The following is a 22891-nucleotide window of genomic DNA, read 5'->3' on the forward strand; positions in this document are numbered from 1 at the left end:
AAGCGCCCGTCAGGGCGCTTTCTCGTTCTGATGGCGGGCGTTTACTCCACCATCATCACACGGGTGGTATTGGTGGAGCCGATGGTGCTCATCACGTCGCCCTGGGTGACAATAACGATATCACCGGACATCAGATACCCTTTGTCGCGCAGCAGATTCACCGCATCGTTCGCGGCGGCAACGCCATCGCTGTCGCTGTCGAAAAAGACCGGCGTCACGCCACGGTAAAGGGCGGTCAGGTTCAGGGTACGTTCATGGCGGGACATGGCGAAAATCGGCAGACCGGAGCTGATACGCGAGGTCATCAGCGCGGTACGGCCGGATTCGGTCATGGTGATAATCGCCGTCACGCCTTTCAGGTGGTTGGCGGCGTACATCGCCGACATGGCGATCGCTTCTTCGACATTATCAAACTCAACGTCGAGACGGTGTTTAGAGACGTTAATGCTCGGGATTTTCTCTGCGCCGAGGCAAACGCGCGCCATCGCGGCAACGGTTTCCGCCGGGTACTGACCGGCCGCGGTTTCAGCAGAAAGCATTACGGCGTCGGTACCGTCGAGTACGGCGTTCGCCACGTCCATGACTTCTGCACGGGTCGGCATCGGGTTGGTGATCATCGACTCCATCATTTGCGTCGCGGTGATCACCGCACGGTTCAGCTTACGGGCGCGGCGGATCAGGGCTTTCTGAATACCGACCAGTTCCGGGTCGCCGATTTCCACGCCGAGGTCGCCACGGGCCACCATCACCACGTCTGAGGCCAGGATGATGTCATCCATCGCATCCTGGGTGCAGACTGCTTCCGCACGCTCGACTTTGGCAACGATTTTGGCATCGCAGCCCGCATCGCGCGCCAGGCGGCGGGCGTAGTTGAGATCTTCGCCGCAGCGCGGGAAGGAGACGGCCAGGTAGTCAACGCTAATCTGTGCCGCGGTCAGGATATCAGCCTTGTCTTTTTCGGTCAGCGCTTCGGCAGACAGACCGCCGCCGAGCTTGTTAATGCCTTTGTTGTTGGAGAGCGGGCCACCGACAGTCACCTCGGTGAATACTTTCATGCCCTGAACGTCCAGCACTTTTAACTGCACGCGACCGTCGTCGAGCAGCAGAATGTCGCCAGGCACCACGTCCGCTGGCAAACCTTTATAGTCGATGCCGACTTTTTCTTTATCGCCTTCGCCTTTACCGAGGCTGGCATCGAGCAGGAATTTATCACCAATATTGAGGAATACTTTGCCTTCTTTGAAAGTCGAAACACGGATTTTTGGCCCTTGCAGATCGCCGAGGATAGCGACATGACGGCCCAGTCTGGCTGCGATTTCACGCACTTTGTCAGCACGCAGTTTGTGGTCTTCGGGGGTGCCGTGAGAGAAATTCATACGAACTACGTTAGCGCCAGCCGCAATAATTTTTTCGAGATTATTGTCGCGGTCAGTTGCCGGGCCCAACGTGGTGACAATCTTAGTTCTGCGAAGCCTTCTGGACATGTAATACTCCGTTAACTGATACAACTTTGGTGTTGCGTGAAAAGGAATCCGGGTCGTTCTCCACGTTAACTCTGGAGGAACTTAACCGAATGTACAAATAAGTTACAACCTGCTTTTCGATTTTTAGTGATTATCGCTGCGTAACAGCAATTCCTTATCAAAACGCGATTCTTTCAGCGCTTCCTTGACTCGCTTCAAGTTATCTCTGAATTTTGCCCCCCGGCGTAGTGTAAAACCGGTTGCCAGTACGTCGATAACAGTTAATTGTGCCAGGCGCGAAACCATGGGCATGTAAATGTCAGTATCTTCCGGAACGTCCAGCGTAATGGCCAGGCTGGCCTCGCGGGCAAGCGGCGTACCGGCGGAAGTAATGGCGATCACCATGGCATCGTTTTCCCTCGCCAGTTGCGCCAGTTCGACCTGGCTTTTGGTTCTGCCGGTGTGGGAAATCAGCACCACGACGTCATCGTCGCTGCAATTCATACAACTCATACGTTGCAGAACGATGTCGTCGGAATAGATGACGGGGACGTTGAAGCGGAAAAATTTGTTCATCGCATCGTGTGCGACAGCAGCGGAAGAGCCGAGACCGAAAAAAGCGATTTTATTCGCCTGCGTGAGCAGGTCAACCGCACGATTCACCGCGCCCATATCCAGCGACTGGCGAACGTGGTCCAGGCTTGCCATCGCTGATTCAAAGATTTTGCTGGTATAGGCTTCGACACTATCATCTTCATCGACGTTGCGACTAACATAAGGCGTGCCGTTGGCGATGCTTTGCGCCAGATGCAGCTTGAAATCCGGGAAACCGCGGGTCTCCAGGCTGCGGCAAAACCGGTTCACCGTGGGTTCACTGACGCCTGCCTGCAACGCGAGGGTGGCGATACTTGAATGGATGGCCTGAGCCGGGTCGGCGAGAATGACTTCAGCCACTTTGCGTTCAGATTTGCTAAGGTGTTCAAGGTGGAACTGGATTTTTTCAAGCATGTTCATTATTAAACGCTCATCAACTAAAGCGATTTCTGAAATGGGTGAAATCGTCATGCGAATTAGCAAGAATATACCCCCCGGAAGATGGTAAAGGTAAGGAACAACGAGCGGAAATGTTGTTTTTTTTCATTACATGATCAGAGTCGTGTTTTAGTGACGATATTCAGGGCGAAAGAACGAACAAAATTAGCCAGTTGCCTGAAATCTGCCGCCGCGCTTTTTCAAAGGATGCGCTTTAGCGTCGTAAATAGCGGAATGGGGTTTCGGGAAATACGTAAACACAGTACAGTGCATCGTAATAAAATTACAACGAAGTCCTGGCGTCAGTGCCGGGAAATCAACTAAGGAGAATGACATGGCGGTAACGCAAACAGCCCAGGCATGCGATCTGGTCATTTTCGGCGCCAAGGGAGATCTGGCTCGTCGTAAATTGCTGCCTTCCCTGTATCAACTCGAAAAATCAGGGCAAATCCACCCTGATACTCGCATCATTGGGGTCGGACGCGCAGACTGGGATAAAGACGCGTACACCAAGGTCGTACGCGAAGCCCTGGAAACCTTCATGAAGGAAAAAATCGATGAAGGGTTATGGGATACGCTGAGCGGCCGACTGGATTTTTGTAACCTGGACGTCAATGACACCAAAGCCTTTTCCCGCCTGGGTAAAATGCTCGATCAAAAAGAGCGCGTGACCATCAACTATTTCGCCATGCCGCCAAGCACCTTTGGCGCGATCTGCAAAGGTCTCGGCGAGGCGAAACTGAACGCCCAACCGGCACGCGTGGTCATGGAAAAACCGCTTGGCACCTCGCTGGAAACGTCCCGCGAAATCAACGATCAGGTAGGAACGTATTTCGACGAATGCCAGGTGTACCGCATCGACCACTATCTGGGTAAAGAAACGGTGCTGAACCTGCTGGCGCTGCGTTTTGCCAACGCCCTGTTTGTGAATAACTGGGATAACCGCACCATTGATCACGTGGAAATCACTGTCGCAGAAGAAGTGGGCATTGAAGGGCGCTGGGGTTACTTCGACCAGGCGGGTCAGATGCGCGACATGATTCAGAACCACCTGCTGCAAATTCTGTGCATGATTGCGATGTCGCCGCCGTCAGACCTTAGCGCAGACAGCATCCGTGACGAAAAAGTCAAAGTGCTGAAGTCGCTGCGCCGTATCGATCGCTCCAATGTGCGTGAAAAAACCGTCCGTGGTCAGTACACCACCGGTTTTGCGCAGGGCAAAAAAGTGCCGGGTTATCTGGAAGAAGAGGGCGCTAATAAGAGCAGCAATACCGAAACGTTTGTGGCCATTCGCGTCGACATCGACAACTGGCGCTGGGCGGGTGTGCCGTTCTATCTGCGTACCGGTAAGCGTCTGCCGACGAAATGTTCAGAAGTGGTGGTCTACTTCAAAACGCCTGAGCTGAACCTGTTCAAAGAGTCCTGGCAGGATCTGCCGCAGAACAAGCTGACGATTCGTCTGCAGCCGGACGAAGGCGTGGATATCCAGGTACTGAACAAAGTGCCAGGCCTGGACCACAAACATAATCTGCAGACCACCAAGCTTGATCTGAGCTACTCCGAAACCTTCAATCAGACGCACCTGGCGGACGCCTATGAGCGCCTGCTGCTGGAAACCATGCGTGGCATTCAGGCACTGTTTGTGCGCCGTGATGAAGTGGAAGAGGCGTGGAAATGGGTCGACTCCATTACTGGCGCGTGGGCGGCGGATCAGGATGCGCCGAAACCGTATCAGGCAGGCACCTGGGGGCCGGTCGCTTCCGTGGCGATGATCACCCGTGATGGCCGCTCCTGGAATGAGTTTGAATAAGCCAGAGAAGCTCCCTCAGAGGTGTTATTTTACCGGTAACATGATCTGATACACATTAATGGTGATTTTTTGCACTAATAAACTCCGCGTGGATTTCCCCGCGGAGTTTTTTTTTATTATACTGACTGAAGCGATTTTGCCCCTGAGCTCCGGCATTCAAGCGTTTCAGCATTGTTAAACATTACTGATGATCTTGTTAATCCCGCGGGCCGGACAGATAAATTTGAGGAGCTTCTATGAATCCAATAATGTTACGCGTAACAAAGCGAATTATTGACCGCTCGCGAGAGACCCGCACGGCGTACCTCGAACGGATTAACCAGGCAAAGACGACGACGGTCCATCGTTCGCAACTGGCCTGCGGCAACCTGGCGCACGGTTTTGCTGCCTGCCAGCCGGACGATAAAGCCGCGCTGAAAAGCATGCTGCGTAACAATATCGCCATCATTACCTCCTACAACGACATGCTCTCGGCGCATCAGCCGTACGAACACTACCCGGATATCATTCGCAAAGCGCTGCACAGCGCGAACGCGGTGGGTCAGGTGGCCGGTGGCGTACCAGCTATGTGCGATGGCGTGACCCAGGGGCAGGATGGCATGGAACTGTCGCTGCTGAGCCGCGAAGTGATCGCCATGTCAGCGGCGGTGGGGCTCTCTCACAATATGTTCGACGGCGCGCTGTATCTCGGCGTGTGTGACAAAATCGTCCCGGGGCTGGCAATGGCGGCGCTGTCGTTTGGTCACCTGCCGTCCATCTTTATTCCGTCCGGCCCGATGGCCAGCGGACTGGCGAACAAAGAAAAAGTGCGCATCCGCCAGTTGTACGCGGAAGGCAAAGTTGATCGTATGGCGCTGCTGGAATCAGAAGCCGCGTCGTATCACGCACCAGGTACCTGTACTTTCTATGGCACGGCGAACACCAACCAGATGGTCATCGAGTTTATGGGGATGCAACTGCCTGGTTCGTCATTTGTTCACCCGGATGCGCCGCTGCGTGAAGCGTTAACGGCGGCTGCCGCGCGCCAGGTCACCCGGTTGACCGGCAATGGCAACGAATGGATGCCGCTCGGTAAACTGTTTGATGAAAAAGTGGTGGTCAACGGGATCGTCGCGCTGCTCGCGACCGGTGGCTCGACCAACCACACAATGCACCTGGTGGCGATGGCTCGCGCGGCGGGCATCATCATCAACTGGGATGATTTCTCTGAGCTTTCCGATGTGGTGCCGTTAATGGCGCGTCTCTATCCGAACGGCCCGGCGGATATCAACCACTTCCAGGCAGCCGGTGGCGTGCCGGTGCTGGTGCGTGAGCTGCTGAAGGGCGGTCTGCTGCATGAAGACGTCAATACTGTGGCGGGCTTTGGTCTGTCGCGCTATACCATGGAGCCGTGGCTGAATAACGGCGAGCTGGACTGGCGTGAAGGGGCAACCGCCTCGCTCGACAGCGACATCATCGCCTCGTTCGACAAACCATTCTCCCACCATGGCGGTACCAAAGTGCTGAGCGGCAACCTCGGTCGCGCAGTGATGAAAACCTCCGCCGTGCCGGTGGAAAACCAGATTATCGAGGCACCTGCGGTGGTCTTTGAAAGCCAGCACGATGTGCTGCCTGCTTTTGACGCCGGGTTGCTGGATAAGGATTGTGTCGTTGTGGTGCGCCATCAGGGGCCAAAAGCGAACGGCATGCCAGAATTACATAAACTTATGCCGCCGTTAGGTGTATTATTGGACCGCCGTTTCAAAATCGCGTTAGTGACCGATGGACGACTCTCCGGCGCATCAGGCAAAGTGCCGTCAGCTATCCACGTCACCCCGGAAGCGTACGATGGCGGTCTGTTAGCCAAAGTCCGCGACGGCGACATGATCCGTGTTAACGGGCAGACAGGCGAACTGACGCTGCTGGTGGATGACGCCGAACTGGCTGCCCGTCAGCCACATATCCCTGACCTGAGCGCCTCGCGCACAGGTACCGGCCGCGAACTGTTTGGCGCACTGCGTGAAAAACTGTCCGGCGCAGAGCAGGGTGCAACCTGCATCACTTTTTAAGACGACAAGAATTATCGATCTGGCGAGAGAAAAACTCTGATGAAAAACTGGAAAACAACAGCAGAAGCAATCCTGACCAACGGGCCTGTAGTACCGGTTATCGTAGTGAAAAAACTGGAACACTCCGTGCCGATGGCGAAAGCGCTGGTTGCCGGTGGTGTCCGCGTACTGGAAGTGACTCTGCGTACCGATTGTGCGCTTGATGCGATCCGCGCCATTGCCAAAGAAGTGCCTGAAGCGATCATCGGTGCGGGTACCGTGACCAATGTCCAGCAACTGAAAGAAGTGACTGACGCAGGCGCGCAGTTCGCCATCAGTCCGGGGCTGACCGAACCGCTGCTGAAAGCGGCAACCGAAGGCACCATTCCGCTGATCCCGGGCATCAGCACCGTTTCTGAACTGATGCTGGGCATGGATTACGGTCTGAAAGAGTTTAAATTCTTCCCGGCGGAAGCTAACGGCGGTGTGAAAGCGCTGCAGGCGATTGCCGGCCCGTTCGGCAACATCCGTTTCTGCCCGACCGGCGGGATCTCTCCGGCGAACTACCGTGATTACCTGGCGCTGAAAAGCGTGCTGTGCATCGGTGGCTCCTGGCTGGTTCCGGCCGACGCGCTGGAAGCGGGGGACTGGGATCGTATTACGAAACTGGCGCGCGAAGCGGTAGAAGGCGCGAAGTAAGTTTCCGCAAAAAGCCCGGTGGCGCAACGAACGCTACCGGGCTTTTTTATTACCCTTTCACCACCACGGACGCCGCCGCCGCTTTGGCACGCGTCACCGCCTGGTCAATATCCTCCGCCACAGCCAGCGCCACGCCTAAGCGACGCGACCCGTCAATGTCCGGTTTACCAAACAGACGCAACTGTACGCCCGCGCCAACCGCCGCCTGTACGTTATCAAAAGTGACGTTCTGGCTGGTCAGTTGTGGCAGGATCACTGCCGACGCCGAAGGCCCGTACTGACGAATACCGCCAACGGGCAGCCCAAGAAACGCGCGAACGTGCAGGGCAAATTCCGACAGATCCTGAGAAATCATCGTCACCATGCCGGTGTCGTGCGGGCGCGGGGAGACCTCGCTGAAAATCACCTCGTCGCCGCAGACAAACAGCTCAACGCCAAACAGGCCGTAGCCGCCGAGCGCCAGCACCACTTTACGGGCGATCTCTTCGGCGCGCGCCTGCGCCAGCGGGCTCATCTGCTGTGGCTGCCAGGATTCGCGGTAGTCGCCATCTTCCTGACGATGACCGATCGGCGAACAGAAATGGACGCCATCGACGGCGCTGACGGTGAGCAGGGTGATTTCAAAATCAAAATTCACCACCCCTTCAACGATAACGCGCCCGGCGCCAGCGCGGCCGCCCTGTTGGGCATACTGCCAGGCGTCGCTCAACTGCGCCGCGGAACGGATAAAGCTCTGACCCTTGCCGGATGAGCTCATCACTGGTTTGACGATGCAGGGATAGCCGATAGCGTCCACCGCGTCTCTGAACGCGGTTTCGCTGTCAGCAAAACGGTAGCGGGAGGTCGGCAGCGCCAGCTCTTCTGCGGCAAGGCGGCGAATGCCTTCCCGGTTCATGGTCAGTTTCGCCGCGCGGGCGCAGGGAACGACTTTCTGCCCGGCGGCCTCCAGCTCGATCAGCATATCGGTGGCGATGGCTTCAATTTCAGGTACCACAAAATCGGGTTTTTCCTGCGCAACCAGCGCCTTCAGCGCGTTGCCATCCAGCATATTAATGACATGCGAACGATGCGCGACGTGCATCGCCGGGGCATCGGCGTAGCGGTCAACCGCGATCACTTCCAGACCCAGCCGCTGGCACTCGATAGCGACTTCTTTACCCAGTTCTCCAGAACCTAACAACATCACGCGCGTGGCTGAAGGGCGCAGCGCCGTTCCTAATAAAGTCATAACGTTTATCCGAGGTAAAAAGCGATGGCGCATTATAGACGAAAACGTTTGCGTCTGTCTTGCTGACGACGTGATGACTTATTTGCGCATCTTTAGGTGAAACAGACATTTCCTGACAAGTCCGTGTTTATTCTGTGGATTACGTTTGTCCATTCTGGGGTGAAAAATGTCTAACTGGCTAAATCAATTGCAGTCGTTACTGGGGCAAAAAAGTGGCACTGCCTCCACCGGCGGCGATCAGGGGTTAAGTAACCTGTTGGTTCCTGGCGCGCTGGGCGGGCTGGCGGGGCTTTTACTGTCCAGCAAGTCATCACGCAAGCTACTGGCGAAATATGGTACCAGCGCATTGCTGGCGGGTGGTGGCGCGATTGCCGGAACCGTGTTGTGGAACAAATATAAAGATCGTATGGGCGGTGCCACGCAGGCAGCACCCGCAGCGGAACCACAGCCAGCGTCGCTGGATGCGCGTACCGGACGCTTGATTCTGGCGCTGGTCTTTGCGGCAAAAAGTGACGGGCATATCGACGATAAAGAACGTGCGGCTATTGAGCAGCAGATGCGTGAAGCGGGCGTTGAGGCGCAAGGCAGAGCGCTGGTGGCGCAGGCCATCGAACAACCGCTCGACCCACAACTGCTGGCGCGCGATGTGCAAAATGAAGAGGAAGCGCTGGAACTTTACTTCCTCAGTTGTGCCGCCATCGACATCGATCACTTTATGGAGCGCAGCTATCTGAACGCGCTTGGCGATGCGTTAAACATTCCGCAGGATGTCCGGACCAGCATCGAACAGGATCTTCAGCAGCAAAAACAGGCACTTTAATGGCACTGTGACATGTTTCGCTTGCATCATCGCTGACTTTTGCCACCCTTAAGGGATGTGGAATAAAAAGTACAAAGCAATGTTACCCAAAGCGAAAAAATGCCCTCACGCCATGACCTTACATGGCGACACACGAATCGATAATTACTACTGGCTGCGCGACGACGCCCGTTCGCAGCCGGAAGTGCTTGAGTACCTGAAACAGGAAAACGACTACGGCCGACAGGTGATGGATTCTCAGCACGCGTTGCAGGATCGGGTGCTCAAGGAAATTGTCGACCGCATTCCGCAGCAGGAAATTTCTGCCCCTTACGTCCGCAACGGTTATCGCTACCGCTATCGTTACGAGCCCGGGTGTGAGTACGCTATCTATGAGCGCCAGTCGGTGATCAAAGCGGAATGGGAGGCGTGGGAGGCGCTTCTCGACGCCAACCAGCGGGCCGCGCACAGCGAGTTTTACACCCTCGGCAGCATGGCAGTTTCGCCCGATAATACCCTTATGGCGCTGACGGAAGACTTTCTCTCGCGGCGTCAGTACGGGCTACGACTGAAAAATTTGCAGAACGGCAACTGGTATCCCGAACTGCTGGACAACGTCACGCCGGATGTGGTCTGGGGCAATGACTCCATGACGCTCTATTACGTCCGCAAACATCCCGTCACGCTGTTGCCGTATCAGGTGTGGCGGCACACCGTCGGCACGCCGATGGCGAGCGATGAGCTGGTGTATGAAGAGCATGACGAGACCTTTTACGTCAGCCTGCATAAAACCACATCACGCCATTTTGTGCTGATCGATTTAGCCAGCGCCACGACCAGCGAAGTGCTGCTGCTGGATGCTGAACTGCCGGACGCGCAGCCAACGGTTTTTCTCCCGCGGCGCAAAGATCATGAGTACAGCCTCGACCACTACCAGCACCGTTTCTATGTACGCTCTAATCGCGACGGCAAAAATTTCGGCCTGTATCGCTCTACGGTACGCGATGAAGGGCAGTGGGAGACACTGATCCCCGCACGTGACGAGGTGATGCTGGAGGGCTTTACGCTGTTCACCGACTGGCTGGTGGTTGAAGAGCGCCAGCACGGGTTAACCAGCCTGCGGCAAATCAACCGCAAGACGCGCGAAGTGACCGGTATCGCCTTTGATGATCCCGCTTATGTCACCTGGCTTGCCTATAACCCGGAACCTGAAACCTCACGCCTGCGTTACGGCTACTCATCAATGACCACCCCCGACACACTGTTTGAGCTGGATATGGACACCGGCGAACGGCGGGTGCTGAAACAGCAGCAAGTGAAAGGGTTTGACAGCAGCGTCTACCGCAGCGAACACCTGTGGGTGACGGCGCGCGATGGCGCAGAAGTGCCCGTGTCGCTGGTGTATCACAAAGAACATTTTCACAAAGGTAGCAATCCGTTACTGGTGTACGGTTATGGCTCCTACGGCTCAAGCATGGATGCAGATTTCAGCACCAGTCGCCTGAGCCTGCTCGACCGTGGATTTGTCTTCGCCATTGCGCATATTCGGGGCGGTGGCGAGCTGGGGCAGAAATGGTATGAAGACGGCAAATTCCTCAGCAAGAAAAATACCTTCAACGATTATCTGGATGTCTGCGATGCGCTGCTGGCGCAGGGGTACGGTCACCCGGATCTCTGTTTTGGCATGGGCGGCAGCGCGGGCGGTCTGCTGATGGGCGCGGTGATTAATCAGCGACCATCGCTATTTCGCGGCGTTATCGCCCAGGTACCGTTTGTCGATGTGCTGACCACCATGCTGGATGAATCCATCCCGCTGACCACCGGGGAATTTGAAGAGTGGGGCGATCCGAAGCGTGTGGAATACTATCACTACATGAAAAGTTACAGCCCTTACGATAACGTCGAAGCGAAAGCTTATCCGCATTTACTGGTGACGACCGGCCTGCATGATTCGCAGGTGCAGTACTGGGAACCGGCGAAATGGGTGGCGAAGCTGCGTGAGCTAAAAACAGACGATAACCTGCTGCTGCTCTGCACGGATATGGATTCCGGCCACGGCGGGAAATCCGGGCGCTTTAAAAGCTATGAAGGGGTGGCGATGGAATACACCTTTCTGATCGCGCTGGCGCAGGAGACGCTGCCGGGTCACGCAGCGGAATAATCATTCACCCAGATAATGCCGGAGCGTTAAGCGCAGCTCCGGGCTCATTCGATCCAGGTTATTAAACAGCCAGCGCAGATAGCCGGGATCGTCCTGCGCGACTTCGGCGATGGGTTTACCGCGGTATTTGCCGAAACTGAAGGTGGTTATCAGACCCGGACGACCGGTAATATCCGCCATCTCGTCAGGCGTCCAGCCGGAAACATTCATGATGTCGATGAGCAGCGCGGCGGTGATATAGCAGTCATACAATGCACGGTGATGATGCAACCCCGGCGGTGGCGTCACGTTGAGCTTGCGGGATTTATACAGCGCCATATTGCTGTATTTGATGCCAGGCCACAGCCGACGTGCCAGCTTCATGGTGCAGATCCACTCGCCGTGCATTTCCGGCAATACCCGGCTGTCAAAACTGGCGTTGTGCGCCACATACCAGGTGCTGCCCTGATAGTGAGGAACGATCTCTTCAATCCACGGTTTATCGGCAACCATTGCTTCGGTAATACGGTGGATCGCCATCGCCTGCGGGCTGATGGGGCGGTCCGGGCGCACGAGATGGCTCATCGGGTTGGTGATGACACCATCAACAACGTCCACAGAAGCAATTTCGACAATCCCTCCTTGCAGACCGCAGGTTTCCGTATCGATAACGCGCAGCATGGCTCACTCCTGGCCTGAAAAGGGTTAGCGTAAAGGAATGATGTCGCCTTGCCAACCCTCGGCATGTTTTTGCCCGGTCAGCAGTAACTCGCCCCGATCAGCACGGACAATCAACTGCCCCTGTTCATCCCACAGCGCACTGCCGCCGAGCAGCGTGCCGCTGGCATAATCCGACTTCAGCACCGCGATGGCGTAGCGGTGTGCGAAACGCTGTAGCGTCGCGGTTGATTGCTGTTCCAGCGGTTCGTCAGGGCAGTAACCGGTGGCCATCACTGACGCGGTGGGATCAAGCTCGGCGGGGTCAGCATTGAGCGGCAGCACGTTGATGTTTGTCTGCGACGGCGCAAGACAGGCGCCTTTTCCCTGCGCGCAGGTGACCGGCGCCTGCCTGCCGGGAACAAAAATCGCCAGCCCCTTCACCGGTTTGCCGTTTTTCATCACCGGTAAACCGGCAATCACCATGATTTTGTGGCGGGAGGCGGCTTCACAAAGCGGGCGCAGTTCGTCCGCGTCAGGCGGCAACGGCAAAGACGCGTTACGCACCGGGCCGGTCAGTGATAATTCAGGGAAGAAAAGCACGTCACACGATGCCGCAGCGGCGGCGTCGATAAAGCGTAAATGGTGGGTAATATTTTCTGCAACGCTCCGGTTGCGCGGCTCATATTGAGCAGCAGCTATCGTCCATACAGACATGGTGGCATCCTTAACACACTGTCCCGAACTCTATCCTGAGTATAGTCCGGGTAGTCTAGCAGCGACAGTGTAAGGAAGCGTAACTATCAGTAAGGATTACTTTATTTTTGGCTCATAGGGCAGGCGGGACAGCGACACCGATGCCAGTCGGTGGGCAATCAGCCGCTCGCGAAACCAGCCGCGCAGATGCTCTGGCTGTTCACGTTCAACCACTTCTGCCACTACCGGCATGTTATAGCGCTCTTTAAACACCACCCCGGCGGCAGCCAGGTCGACGTTGACTTTGTCCATCTCTTCCTGGGGAAGTTTTGCCAGATTCGCGTACACAGCGTTCTCCTCTTTTTACGACGCAGAAATTACCCGGAGTGGCGAAGAATAACAAGTCCGGGCAGGGGAGTCTCGACTCCCGGATTATACAAGGTTATCCTCTGTCCGGCATGTATAACAAAAAGGAATGAAGAATATGGGTTTCACCACATCGCGAATGCTGCAGACGTCAGCACTTCTGGTCAGCCTGTTGACCGCCACCGGCGCGCTGGCGCATGCGCATCTGAAAAACCAGTCACCTGCGGCAGACAGCCAGGCGACAGAGTCTCCCCGCCAGCTGACGCTGACCTTTTCTGAAGGCGTGGAAGCGAATTTCAGCGGCCTCACGCTTACCGGGCCAGCACAGGCAAAAATCACCACCGGGTCGGCCAGCGTGAATGCAAAAGACAATACTCAGCTGGTCGTTCCCCTCGAACAACCGCTGGCACCGGGTAACTATACTGTGGACTGGCACGTCGTTTCCGTTGACGGCCACAAAACGAAAGGGCAATACCATTTCAGTGTGAAATAAATGATGCTGGCGTCTTTCTGGGTTGCACTGCGCTTTATCCATTTTGCTACCTTGATGGTGGCATTTGGTGGTGCGCTGTACAGTGGCTGGTGGGCGCCAGCCCGTTTACGCCCCTTGCTGTCGCGGCGTTTTCGTAGCGTCATGCGTACCACACTCACCGTGAGTGCTGTCAGCACAACGTTAATGCTGATGGTGCAGGGCGGGTTGATGGCCGGTGGCTGGCCGGATGTTTTCCTGCCGGAGGTCTGGCTGGCGGTGATGGGAACACGCTTTGGCAACCTGTGGTTGTGGCAAATTATCCTGGCGTGGCTCTCGCTGATTGTCCTCCTGCTGAAACCTGCGCGCCGCATGCGATTCCTGATGTTCCTGCTGGGTTTCCAGCTCATCCTGCTGGCGGGTGTCGGGCATGCGGCAATGCACGTCGGGCTACCCGGTATCGTGCAGCGGCTCAATCATGCGGTGCATCTGATCTGCGCCGCGGCCTGGTCTGGCGGTCTGCTGCCGTTCCTCTACTGCCTGCGTCTGGCGAAGGGCCACTGGCGACAACCGGCCATTGACACCATGATGCGTTTCTCCCGCTACGGGCACTTTGCTGTGGCGGGTGTGATCTTCACCGGTATCATCAACGCCTGGCTGATTCAGGGAACGCTGATTTCAGTTTCCGACTACGGTGAGATGCTGTTAGCGAAATGTGCGCTGGTGGCGCTGATGGTGGTAATTGCGCTGGTGAACAGGTATGTTCTGGTGCCACGACTTTCCACGAACGGGGAGCAGGCGCAGCAGTGGTTTATCCGCACCACGCAGGCCGAAGTGGTGCTTGGCGCGCTGGTGTTACTGGCGGTCAGCCTGTTCGCGACCTGGGAACCTTTCTGATACGAACAAGACCATGATGAAGAAAATTGCACTCTCTTTACTGTTAATGGCGGCCACCTCAGCAGCGCTTGCCGCGCCGCAGGTGATTACCGTCAGCCGTTTTGAAATGGGCAAAGACAAGTGGGCTTTCAACCGGGAAGAGGTGATGCTGACCTGCCGTCCTGGCAATGCGTTGTTTGTCATTAATCCCAGCACGCTGATGCAATACCCGCTTAACGAGGCCGCTGAAAAGCAGGTGGCGGAAGGCAAAACCAGCGGACAGCCGATTGACGTGATTCGTGTTGACGAACCAGGACAGCCCGGTAAGCGAATGAGTCTGACACCGTTTATTGAACGTGCACAAACGCTCTGCTAGTTAACAAAAAATATCAGGCTGTTTCCCAATAAAAAACCGCAAGCTTTCGTTATGAAAACATGCGGTTTTTTCTTTCCCGGACCGTTTACCAGACGCAATTTTCTGACCACTTTTGCCGTGGACTGGAAAACCTGGCACGGTCATCTATTCTTAAAGGGCAAGGCGACTTAGCCTGCATTAATGCCAACTTTTAGCGCACGGCTCTCTCCCAAGAGCCATTTCCCTGGACCGAATACAGGAATCGTATTCGGTCTCTTTTTATTTGTCTTCTTTATCAATCGGTTACGATTGAAGATCCGAAATCTTCCGAAATTTTTCCGAATTTCTGTATTCCGGTCTTTTTCTCTTATATCACAACAAAAAGCACCTTAACATTTCTTTTACAGAAAATCAGAGCATCAAATATGCTTTCTCACCGCGTTCATCAAGGTACATTTTGGTTGTAGTTTCTGAGGTGTGACCTGGCAGCTTCTGAGCGAACTCTTCGCCGCCCAGGGTGAGGCGGACCGACAGTCATTAGGTGTATCCTTAATAAAACTTCGCGATTGAAAGTGAAATTGATTGTTTAGCGAGGGTCTGTTCATTGTCAATGCGGATTTATTACCGACAGCAATACTGAAAGCGCTTTGGTTATAACTTTTCCAGGTCGTGTACGGTACGCTCATTGATGATATTTCCCGTATTAAGGGTCGATTTTGGTTCAAGCAAAACAACGCTGCATTCATCGGTCAGCGCTTCAGGGCAATGTTCGGTTCCTTTCGGTACGATAATAAACTCGCCTGGCTCAAGATCGATATCCCCCGTTCTTAATCCCATCCGCAAACGGCCATTAATAACAAGAAAAAGTTCGTCCTCATGTTCATGATGATGCCAGTTAAATTTCCCGGAGAATTTGGCAAGTTTGACATAAGAATCATTGATCTCTCCGACAATTTTCGGGCTCCAAAAATCGCTAAATAGATTAAAGCTTTCTTTTAAATTGACTTTACGCATGTAACGCCTCAGCTATAGTGATATAACAATAATTAGCTTAATGTGGAGTAAACAATAGTCAGAAAAATGACAGCACAATACTTAGCCTGCCTGACTATCTTTACTGTGAAAAATATACCGGTGGACATTAGGGAGAATCGGCTTGATCATTGTCCGGGGTTAACAGATGACTATTCCCGGCAGAATAATAATCATAACGGCAGATCTCGCTGTTCGAAATAATAATACAATCCGCTCAAAATCATAACAATAGGTTTCCCAATTACAGTAGAGAAAATCTATGTGTTCGCAAGCAATTCACTGAATTCAATATCTTTTATTTATAAAAAAATTTAATGCCCAATTATCAGGGTATACGTTTCGTTTCCTTAAGTGAACAAACGCCCAGGCTCCAGGTTCCTGACCTGAGGTGTCTGGCGTGATAATTGCGAGGACAGCATTAACCCGGGTCCAGATGGGACATCACCACCGTTGCGCTAATCGCCGTCTCAGTAGAGATATAGGTATGCGGAACCTCCCCGGAGAATGCGTAGAAGTCTCCCGGCTGTAACGTGATAACCTCGTTCGGGGCAAACCGTAATAACAAGGTGCCGCTGTGAACCATAATATGTTCATGCGTCCCATCGGAATGGCCCGGGCTGTTAATGGTCACTTGCGGATTCATTTGCAACAGCCATATCTCGGAGGTATTGCCCGGACTGATACGGAATTTCATCGTTTGAGAATAGTCACCCAATACAGGTCGATATTTCTCAAAATAGGGATAGAGCTTGTTGTTACCATTCAGTAAATCGCCAATGGGCAGGCGCAACGCCGCGGCGATAGCATCCAGCGTATCCACCCTTGGATTGGAGTATCCTGACTCCAGTTTAGATAAGGCTCCCTTTGAAACGCCTGACAATTTAGAGAGTTCGTTTAACGAAATTCCTCGTGATTGCCTGAGACGCCTTATTTTATTGCCTATATTTAATGACAACGTGGCCAGTTTATTTTGTTCGGAGCCAGCCGATATTGCATCACACATCGTAGGTTACCTTAACATTCAAAAAAAACGTCCCACGCCTGCGGCCATAATCCAGGGCGCGTCTGGTGGGATCGCAAACGGTTAGCATATCGTTTTCCTGGATGGCTTTCTCCATAAAAAACACCCTGTCAGCATAACGCTGACAGGGTGATGCCTGGCATCCATGCAACCGTAGCTGAAACGAATGAGAACGCAGCCAGGTATGTAGGCAGGAGCCCTCGAAGGCATAAGCTCAGCTGGGATCTATCACCGCATTATCTTCATTTCATACTGTCAGCGATGACATCGACATTATGTTTAAACGCCTGAGTATAGGTCTCCGCCGGGCCACCTTTCGGTGAAAGCGCTTCAGGGAATAACTCACCGCCGGGCTTCGCCCCGGTTGCACTCGCAATTTGTTTTACCAGACGAGGATCGAGCTGATTTTCCATAAACCAGGTGGTGACATGGTCTGCTTTGATCTGGTCAATGAGCGCCGCAACGTCTTTCGCGCTGGCTTCGCTTTCAGAAGAAAGTCCTTGCACAGCCAGGAAACGGACATGATAAGCGCGGCTAAAGTAACCAAACGCATCATGGCTGGTCAGAACAATACGTTTCGATTCCGGGATGTCACTGAAACGTTTTTTCGCCCAGCTATCGAGCTCATGCAACTGCGCGATATAGTCATCGCCTGTCTTGCTCAGCGCGGCCTTATCTTCCGGGTCCGCGCTGATAAGTCCCTTTACGATGTTCTGCGCATACCGGGCACCATTAGCCGCGCTGTTCCAGGCATGAGGGTCGACGACAGTCTTGCCATCTTCATCTATCGTATGTGTAGCCACACCGTCGGAAGCCACCACCAGTTTACCCTTAAAGCCTGATGCTTTAATCAGCCTGTCGAGCCATCCTTCCAGCCCCAGCCCGTTGACAACCACAACATCGGCTTTACTGATTGCCGCGCTGTCCTGCGGTGATGGCTCAAAGGTATGAGGATCACCATCTGGCCCAACAAGGGTTTGCACCTTAACGTGCTCTCCGCCCACCTGTTGAACAATGTCACCAAGGATAGAAAAACTGGTGACCACATTTAAGGTTTTGGCACTGACACCGTGAGCCATCATCCCCATGCTTAATGCCAGAAAAAGTGCTGTACGTTTCATTATCTCTCCTTACCAAAGAATGGGCGCAGCAGAACAACAGCCAGCCTGCTACGCCCGCCGAATAAAATTGAAAAAAAGAAAAAAGCGCTGGCGCATAGCACGATAGATGGACCCGCGGGCAATGCGACGCTCCAGGAAAGACTGAGCCCGAACCATGAACACAGGGCGCCGACAATACCCGCCAGCAGGATCATTCCCGGCAGGGTTTGCATCCAGCAGCGTGCGGCAACCGCTGGCAGCATCATCATGCCGACCACCATCAGCGTGCCGAGCACCTGGAAGCCTGCGACAAGATTGAGGACCAACAGTCCGAGGAAAAGCGTATGAAACAGCGTTGGCAGGCGTCTCTTATTAACCTCGAGCCACGTGCTATCAAACACCTCGCTCACCAGTCCCCGATAACAAACCGCCAGACAAAGCAGTGTCAGTGTGGCCACAGACGCCACGAAAGTCAGAGACTCACGATCTACTGCCAGAATCGAGCCGAACAGGAGATGCAGGAGATCCACGCTGGAGCCGCGTAATGAGACAAGCGTAACGCCCAGCGCAAGCGAACCAAGGTAGAATCCGGCAAAGCTGGCGTCTTCTTTCAAAGGCGTTCGTCTGCTGACCCATCCCGCCACCAGCGCGACCAGAATCCCTGCAATAAATCCGCCAGTTCCCATCGCCAGCAGCGACATGCCACTCAGAAGGTAACCAATGGCTACACCGGGTAAAATGGCGTGCGATAGTGCATCGCCCATCAGGCTCATCCGCCGTAAAAACAGGAAAACGCCCAGTGTGGTGGTGCTTAACGACAGCGCCAGGCAGGCCACCAGCGCCCGACGCATAAACCCATATTCGATAAACGGCTGGATGAGGAAGTGTAACGTCATGCCACACACGCCTTTTTCGCCTGCATTTGCCACTCACAGCACGCACTTCCCAGACGCAGCACGGCAGGGAAATAGCGACTCACCCGCGGCGTATCGTGCAGAACGGCCAGAATCGTTTGCCCCCGTTGGTGCATTTCTCCGATCAATGACATCAGGACATGGCTGGTGTTTTCATCCACGCCCGTCAAGGGTTCATCCAGCATGACCAGGGGCGCCTGCTGTAGCCAGACCCGGGCAAAAAGCATCCGCTGGAATTGCCCGCCCGATAGTGTCCCGACAGGGCTTCTGGCGAGATGAAGCATTCCGACGCGTTCGAGTGCGGCGGCAATTCGCAATCGCTCACTACGACCCATACTGCGAAAAAGCGAGACCGTCGGCCAAAGCCCCATATTCACCACATCCTGCACCACAATCGGGAAGTCGGACTCCAGAGAATTACGCTGGGCAAGCCACCCGATGACCGGGCGCCCGTTGGGCCAGTGAACGCTACCCTTCACCGGAGGAAGAAAACCCGCCAGCGTTTTGAGTAATGTCGATTTACCACAACCATTATCACCGACGATAGCCGTCATGCTTCCTTCTGCAATACTTCCGCTGATGGCAGGCGTTACGGGCGAGTAGTCATAACCCACTCTGAGTGCATGGAGTTCAATCATGGCAACGCAATCGCCCACAAAACGGCAAGCCATAAAATACTTAAAATGAGGATCCCCACGACAAGTCGCAGGAAAACGGAGAGTGAAAAGAATGTCGGAGAAAGCATACGAACTCCAAATGTAATGTTATATTATAACAATGCTCCGGAGATGAACTGGATGTAAAGAAGGGTCAGCGCAGGGATGTGTGACGGAATGTTACAAACCAAGCGGCGGCGGAACACGACTGGGTGGTACTAGTCCGTTACCGCGGGAAGGTGGCGCAATGCTGACTCGCAGCGCGCCTTTACCGCTTCATGTAACAAGCGCACCGTGGCTGAAAGCTGCTTGCGGTGTGGGCAAATCAGATTGAGGGGAACGCTGTCACCTTCATATTGTGGCAGCACGACGGTTAATCTCCCCGCCAGTACATCTTCACTGACATCCAGCCAGGATTTATAGGTGATCCCCTCGCCATTGAGCGCTAACCGATGAATCACTTCGGCATCGTCGCTCATCATCGACCCTTTTACCGCGATGTGATGTTTATTGCCGTGGCGGGTAAAGGTCCAGTTGTTATAAACCCGGCCTCGCAGCACGAATGTCAGGGCGTTATGTTGCGCCAGGTCGCTGATGGTTTTCGGTTCGCCATAGCGCGCCAGATAATCCGGCGAGGCCACCACAACGCGGCGGTTTTCCGGCGCCACCGGCAGCGAAATATAAGAGGCATCGTCGTTATTACCGTAGCGGAAGGCCAGGTCCACAGGATCTTTAAACACGTCCGTCACCTGATCGGAAAACAGGATCTTCAGGTTCAGCGCCGGGTGATTGTGGCGAAATGCCTGAAACACGTCCAGCAGCATATTGCGCCCGAGGTCGGAAGGAACGGCAATTTGCAGGAGCCCACGCACCTCGTCGCTCGACGGCTGGATCTGCTCAACGCCAGCTTCCAGCGTTTGTAATATCTGAACGGCGTAGGGCAGCCAGGTTTCGCCTTCGGGCGTCAGGCGCAGGCTGCGCGTGGAGCGGGCGAACAGGCGGATATTAAGGATTTTCTCCAGCCGCTTGATGGCGGTGCTGACCTGCGCAGGCTGCAGCCCGGCTTCGCGAGCGGTATCGGAAAAACTGTTTAAAGCAGCAGCCCTGACAAACAGAGTGAGATCTTCCAGCCTGAGCATTTTTACTCCCCGAGGATAAGTGTTATTTCCTGACATCCGTTTTTCGCGTTTAGCGCACCTTGTACCATGATTTTACAGGTGAGATGAATCCATTAACGTATCCGGAGCCATTATGAAAGCAATTGCTATTACCCGTTCAGCCGAAGCCGGCAACAACATCACTGCGTTGCAGGACATCACGTTGCCAGAACCCACCGCCAGCGGTCACGATTTGCTGGTGGAGGTGAAAGCCATCTCCGTGAACCCGGTAGATACCAAAGTTCGTGGTGGTTTCACCGGCAGCGAGCCACGCGTTCTGGGCTGGGATGCCGCAGGCGTGGTGGTTGCCACGGGCGAAGCGGTCACGCTGTTTAAACCGGGTGATGAGGTGTGGTACGCCGGTTCGCTGACCCGTCCGGGCAGCAACAGCGAATATCAACTGGTGGATGAGCGCATCGCCGCGCTGAAGCCGGTCTCGGTGGATAATGCGGCCGCCGCCGCGCTGCCGTTAACCTCTATTACGGCGTGGGAAATGCTCTTCGACCGCCTCGGCGTGCAGGAAAACGGCAGTGAGAATGACGTGCTGCTGATTGTTGGCGCGGCAGGCGGCGTCGGTTCCATACTGACGCAACTGGCACGCAAACTGACCAGAATTACCGTGATTGGCACGGCATCGCGCCCGGAAAGCCAGAAGTGGGTCAGCGAACTGGGCGCGCACCATGTTATCGATCACCGTAAGCCGATCACAGAGGAACTGGCGCGTATCGGCGTGAAACACGTGACCCACGTCGCCAGCCTGACGCATACCGACCAGCATTACGGGCAACTGATTGAAGCGCTGATCCCACAGGGCAAGCTGGCGCTCATCGACGATCCGAATACGCTGGACGCCCGTCCGTTGAAAGCGAAGAGTCTCTCTCTGCACTGGGAATTTATGTTCACCCGATCGATGTTCGAAACCCGCGACATGATTGAGCAGCATCACCTGTTGAGTCGGGTGGCGAAGCTTATTGATGACGGGGTACTAAAGACCACGCTCGGCGAGCATTACGGTACGATAAACGCTGCCAACCTGCGCCGCGCCCATGAATTACTGGAAACTCATCGCGCCGTCGGCAAGATTGTACTGGAAGGATTCTGATGTTAACCGCGTCCGGCGTTATCCCGGACGCGGTGTGCAATTAGCGGGCCTGTTCCTGCTTTTCCGCATCGCTCAGATAGCGCACTTTCCGGGTATAATCCTGCCCTTTGAAGAGCAATGGCACATCCGGGGATTGCAGATATTTCTGCCATTCGGAAAGCGGGAAGCCGCCATGAGCGCCAATCACTTCTTTCGGGATAACAGATGGCGTTCCGCCGATTTTTTTCGATACCGGCCAGTTCGTCCAGTCGCCAAGGTTTACGGTGATAAAATCCAGCAGATCCAGGGTGGCGGCGAGCGGCGGTTGGTCTGTTGGCGGTTGGTCGTCCGGGATCATCTCCCAGGTATCGTTAAACAGAGTAAGCCAGAGCGGGCACAGTCGCTGGAAGGTGGAATATGTCGCTGCAAGGAAGGCGCTGTTGACGTGATCTTCCAGTGAAGGTCGAATCGTTGAGGAATAATAGGCCGGGACGTTTTTATAGCGGTCATTGTCGAATTTCGCGCCCATTCTGCCTTTTCTGAAACAGGAGTAAAGACGGCCTTCTTTGACCCGGTAAGCCGGGTCGCGCAATAAGTTGAGATCGGAGTCAATCATCAACACGCCGGTAGAGTCCGGTGAAGCCTGCAATGGCGCCTGAATCTTGAGCATTCTGCTTTTATAGATTTGCGCATATTTGTGGTCCGGATTCGGAATACTAACGTCTAAACGGACAACCCGTGTCTTTGCGGGCAGGTCGCGAAACTTTTCGACAAGTTGATCCGTAACAATGACGATTTCTTTCGCTGTCGCGGCATTCAGTGAGGCGAACTTTGCGCTCAGCAGTGCCTCTTCAATAAAATCTTCACCGACGGTAGGGATGATAATACTGCTGATGGGGGGGCCTTCATTCGGCGTGTCAGACGTCCAGTCAATGTTATGACGCGCTGTGATATGCCGGTATTGCTTACTTAGCTTTTTGAACAACACTCGTCATGACTCCTTAACTTTCATGCGGTTAAGCATGAGATTCACTGTGATGATGCGCTCATTCTATCGCAAAGTGACGGGGTTTTCCCTCTTTGTGAGAAGGCATGTTTCCCCGACGCCCGTCTGGCGGGGCATGACCATGCCAGCATGATGAATGACAGATATTTCACCACCCCTTTTTGTCCGGGCATAATATTCCAGGAAAAATCACATTTTAGTGACATGTATATTTCAGCAACAAAATGTTTTTTATTCTTCAGGGAATTTGAAAGCTCTGAAAAAATTTGTTTTAAGACACAACTTATTCATGCGTAATGTTTTC

22 protein-coding genes are annotated in these 22891 nt (G+C 54.3%); 9 read left to right on the plus strand and 13 right to left on the minus strand.

Annotation, left to right across the window (positions count from 1 at the left end; all coding sequences use genetic code 11):
- Positions 1–41: 41 nt before the first annotated feature.
- Together pyk and AOY23_RS17970 are read right to left on the minus strand one after the other, a co-directional pair.
- On the minus strand, positions 42–1484 hold the full coding sequence (gene pyk / locus AOY23_RS17965; RefSeq protein WP_054180652.1) for a pyruvate kinase: 1443 nt from the start codon (positions 1482–1484) through the stop codon (positions 42–44).
- A 123-nt stretch (positions 1485–1607) separates the two neighbouring features.
- Positions 1608–2477, minus strand: coding sequence for a MurR/RpiR family transcriptional regulator (locus AOY23_RS17970; RefSeq protein ID WP_054180651.1), 870 nt, complete (start codon positions 2475–2477; stop codon positions 1608–1610).
- A 352-nt stretch (positions 2478–2829) separates the two neighbouring features.
- Between AOY23_RS17970 and zwf the strand changes: the two genes are divergently transcribed.
- The 3 genes from zwf to AOY23_RS17985 all read left to right on the plus strand — a co-directional run bounded on the left by zwf (position 2830) and on the right by AOY23_RS17985 (position 7031).
- The gene (gene zwf / locus AOY23_RS17975; RefSeq protein ID WP_054180650.1) at positions 2830–4305 is read left to right on the plus strand and encodes a glucose-6-phosphate dehydrogenase; all 1476 of its coding nucleotides are present in this window, start codon (positions 2830–2832) and stop codon (positions 4303–4305) included.
- Positions 4306–4541: 236 nt separating this feature from the next.
- On the plus strand, positions 4542–6353 hold the full coding sequence (gene edd / locus AOY23_RS17980) for a phosphogluconate dehydratase (RefSeq protein ID WP_054180649.1): 1812 nt from the start codon (positions 4542–4544) through the stop codon (positions 6351–6353).
- Between the two features lie 39 nt (positions 6354–6392).
- Entirely contained in the window at positions 6393–7031 is a 639-nt protein-coding gene (locus AOY23_RS17985) for a bifunctional 4-hydroxy-2-oxoglutarate aldolase/2-dehydro-3-deoxy-phosphogluconate aldolase (protein ID WP_054180648.1), read from the plus strand.
- Between the two features lie 49 nt (positions 7032–7080).
- On the opposite strand, the gene purT is transcribed toward AOY23_RS17985, so the two are convergent.
- Entirely contained in the window at positions 7081–8259 is a 1179-nt protein-coding gene (gene purT, locus AOY23_RS17990) for a formate-dependent phosphoribosylglycinamide formyltransferase (RefSeq protein ID WP_054180647.1), read from the minus strand.
- A gap of 166 nt (positions 8260–8425) precedes the next feature.
- On the opposite strand from purT, the gene AOY23_RS17995 reads away from it, so the two are divergent.
- The gene (locus tag AOY23_RS17995; RefSeq protein WP_054180646.1) at positions 8426–9079 is read left to right on the plus strand and encodes a tellurite resistance TerB family protein; all 654 of its coding nucleotides are present in this window, start codon (positions 8426–8428) and stop codon (positions 9077–9079) included.
- A gap of 79 nt (positions 9080–9158) precedes the next feature.
- Positions 9159–11219 (plus strand): oligopeptidase B, encoded by a 2061-nt coding sequence (gene ptrB, locus AOY23_RS18000; RefSeq protein WP_054180645.1) that lies wholly within the window; start codon positions 9159–9161, stop codon positions 11217–11219.
- Here the strand turns inward: ptrB and exoX are convergent, their stop codons facing one another.
- From exoX to AOY23_RS18015, 3 genes are all read right to left on the minus strand, one after another.
- The gene (gene exoX / locus AOY23_RS18005) at positions 11220–11879 is read right to left on the minus strand and encodes an exodeoxyribonuclease X (protein ID WP_054180644.1); all 660 of its coding nucleotides are present in this window, start codon (positions 11877–11879) and stop codon (positions 11220–11222) included.
- A 24-nt stretch (positions 11880–11903) separates the two neighbouring features.
- Positions 11904–12572, minus strand: a complete 669-nt coding sequence (locus AOY23_RS18010; protein WP_054180643.1) for a carbon-nitrogen hydrolase family protein — start codon at positions 12570–12572, stop codon at positions 11904–11906.
- A 96-nt stretch (positions 12573–12668) separates the two neighbouring features.
- Positions 12669–12899, minus strand: coding sequence for a DNA polymerase III subunit theta (locus tag AOY23_RS18015; protein WP_038153524.1), 231 nt, complete (start codon positions 12897–12899; stop codon positions 12669–12671).
- 136 nt (positions 12900–13035) lie between these two features.
- Between AOY23_RS18015 and yobA the strand changes: the two genes are divergently transcribed.
- Genes yobA through AOY23_RS18030 form a run of 3 tightly spaced genes read left to right on the plus strand, consistent with a single transcriptional unit; the run spans position 13036 to position 14638 of the window.
- Positions 13036–13410 (plus strand): CopC domain-containing protein YobA, encoded by a 375-nt coding sequence (gene yobA, locus AOY23_RS18020; protein WP_054180642.1) that lies wholly within the window; start codon positions 13036–13038, stop codon positions 13408–13410.
- 3 nt (positions 13411–13413) lie between these two features.
- Entirely contained in the window at positions 13414–14283 is an 870-nt protein-coding gene (gene copD, locus AOY23_RS18025; protein WP_054180745.1) for a copper homeostasis membrane protein CopD, read from the plus strand.
- Positions 14284–14296: 13 nt separating this feature from the next.
- Complete coding sequence (locus tag AOY23_RS18030; RefSeq protein WP_161804031.1) at positions 14297–14638, plus strand: YebY family protein; 342 nt, start codon at positions 14297–14299, stop codon at positions 14636–14638.
- Between the two features lie 630 nt (positions 14639–15268).
- Here the strand turns inward: AOY23_RS18030 and AOY23_RS18035 are convergent.
- The 6 genes from AOY23_RS18035 to AOY23_RS18060 form a co-directional block, all read right to left on the minus strand.
- On the minus strand, positions 15269–15631 hold the full coding sequence (locus AOY23_RS18035) for a cupin domain-containing protein (protein WP_054180641.1): 363 nt from the start codon (positions 15629–15631) through the stop codon (positions 15269–15271).
- 439 nt (positions 15632–16070) lie between these two features.
- Positions 16071–16655: an XRE family transcriptional regulator gene (locus AOY23_RS18040; RefSeq protein WP_054180640.1), complete on the minus strand. Its 585-nt coding sequence runs from the start codon at positions 16653–16655 to the stop codon at positions 16071–16073.
- Positions 16656–16915: 260 nt separating this feature from the next.
- Positions 16916–17794 (minus strand): metal ABC transporter substrate-binding protein, encoded by an 879-nt coding sequence (locus tag AOY23_RS18045; RefSeq protein ID WP_054180639.1) that lies wholly within the window; start codon positions 17792–17794, stop codon positions 16916–16918.
- Entirely contained in the window at positions 17794–18669 is an 876-nt protein-coding gene (locus tag AOY23_RS18050; RefSeq protein WP_054180638.1) for a metal ABC transporter permease, read from the minus strand. Before AOY23_RS18050 ends, AOY23_RS18045 begins: the two co-directional genes overlap by 1 nt.
- Positions 18666–19325: a metal ABC transporter ATP-binding protein gene (locus AOY23_RS18055; RefSeq protein ID WP_054180637.1), complete on the minus strand. Its 660-nt coding sequence runs from the start codon at positions 19323–19325 to the stop codon at positions 18666–18668. The genes AOY23_RS18050 and AOY23_RS18055 overlap by 4 nt, the downstream gene beginning before the upstream one ends.
- Before the next feature lie 236 nt (positions 19326–19561).
- Positions 19562–20482 carry a LysR family transcriptional regulator gene (locus AOY23_RS18060; RefSeq protein WP_054180636.1) on the minus strand — a complete coding sequence of 307 codons (921 nt, stop codon included), beginning with the start codon at positions 20480–20482 and terminating at the stop codon, positions 19562–19564.
- 112 nt (positions 20483–20594) lie between these two features.
- Between AOY23_RS18060 and AOY23_RS18065 the strand changes: the two genes are divergently transcribed.
- Positions 20595–21602, plus strand: coding sequence for a zinc-binding alcohol dehydrogenase family protein (locus tag AOY23_RS18065; RefSeq protein ID WP_054180635.1), 1008 nt, complete (start codon positions 20595–20597; stop codon positions 21600–21602).
- A 40-nt stretch (positions 21603–21642) separates the two neighbouring features.
- Here the strand turns inward: AOY23_RS18065 and AOY23_RS18070 are convergent, their stop codons facing one another.
- On the minus strand, positions 21643–22566 hold the full coding sequence (locus AOY23_RS18070; RefSeq protein ID WP_054180743.1) for a hypothetical protein: 924 nt from the start codon (positions 22564–22566) through the stop codon (positions 21643–21645).
- Positions 22567–22891 lie beyond the last annotated feature (325 nt).

Source organism: Trabulsiella odontotermitis (assembly GCF_001297775.1).
In the GTDB taxonomy this organism is placed as follows: domain Bacteria; phylum Pseudomonadota; class Gammaproteobacteria; order Enterobacterales; family Enterobacteriaceae; genus Trabulsiella; species Trabulsiella odontotermitis.

Bases quoted from the DNA above. Each gene is read 5' to 3' on its own strand.
- pyk (WP_054180652.1), bottom strand. From the start codon at position 1,484: ATGTCCAGAAGGCTTCGCAGAACTAAGATTGTCACCACGTTGGGCCCG.
- AOY23_RS17970 (WP_054180651.1), bottom strand. From the start codon at position 2,477: ATGAACATGCTTGAAAAAATCCAGTTCCACCTTGAACACCTTAGCAAA.
- zwf (WP_054180650.1), top strand. From the start codon at position 2,830: ATGGCGGTAACGCAAACAGCCCAGGCATGCGATCTGGTCATTTTCGGC.
- edd (WP_054180649.1), top strand. From the start codon at position 4,542: ATGAATCCAATAATGTTACGCGTAACAAAGCGAATTATTGACCGCTCG.
- AOY23_RS17985 (WP_054180648.1), top strand. From the start codon at position 6,393: ATGAAAAACTGGAAAACAACAGCAGAAGCAATCCTGACCAACGGGCCT.
- purT (WP_054180647.1), bottom strand. From the start codon at position 8,259: ATGACTTTATTAGGAACGGCGCTGCGCCCTTCAGCCACGCGCGTGATG.
- AOY23_RS17995 (WP_054180646.1), top strand. From the start codon at position 8,426: ATGTCTAACTGGCTAAATCAATTGCAGTCGTTACTGGGGCAAAAAAGT.
- ptrB (WP_054180645.1), top strand. From the start codon at position 9,159: ATGTTACCCAAAGCGAAAAAATGCCCTCACGCCATGACCTTACATGGC.
- exoX (WP_054180644.1), bottom strand. From the start codon at position 11,879: ATGCTGCGCGTTATCGATACGGAAACCTGCGGTCTGCAAGGAGGGATT.
- AOY23_RS18010 (WP_054180643.1), bottom strand. From the start codon at position 12,572: ATGTCTGTATGGACGATAGCTGCTGCTCAATATGAGCCGCGCAACCGG.
- yobA (WP_054180642.1), top strand. From the start codon at position 13,036: ATGGGTTTCACCACATCGCGAATGCTGCAGACGTCAGCACTTCTGGTC.
- copD (WP_054180745.1), top strand. From the start codon at position 13,414: ATGCTGGCGTCTTTCTGGGTTGCACTGCGCTTTATCCATTTTGCTACC.
- AOY23_RS18030 (WP_161804031.1), top strand. From the start codon at position 14,297: ATGATGAAGAAAATTGCACTCTCTTTACTGTTAATGGCGGCCACCTCA.
- AOY23_RS18035 (WP_054180641.1), bottom strand. From the start codon at position 15,631: ATGCGTAAAGTCAATTTAAAAGAAAGCTTTAATCTATTTAGCGATTTT.
- AOY23_RS18040 (WP_054180640.1), bottom strand. From the start codon at position 16,655: ATGTGTGATGCAATATCGGCTGGCTCCGAACAAAATAAACTGGCCACG.
- AOY23_RS18045 (WP_054180639.1), bottom strand. From the start codon at position 17,794: ATGAAACGTACAGCACTTTTTCTGGCATTAAGCATGGGGATGATGGCT.
- AOY23_RS18050 (WP_054180638.1), bottom strand. From the start codon at position 18,669: ATGACGTTACACTTCCTCATCCAGCCGTTTATCGAATATGGGTTTATG.
- AOY23_RS18055 (WP_054180637.1), bottom strand. From the start codon at position 19,325: ATGATTGAACTCCATGCACTCAGAGTGGGTTATGACTACTCGCCCGTA.
- AOY23_RS18060 (WP_054180636.1), bottom strand. From the start codon at position 20,482: ATGCTCAGGCTGGAAGATCTCACTCTGTTTGTCAGGGCTGCTGCTTTA.
- AOY23_RS18065 (WP_054180635.1), top strand. From the start codon at position 20,595: ATGAAAGCAATTGCTATTACCCGTTCAGCCGAAGCCGGCAACAACATC.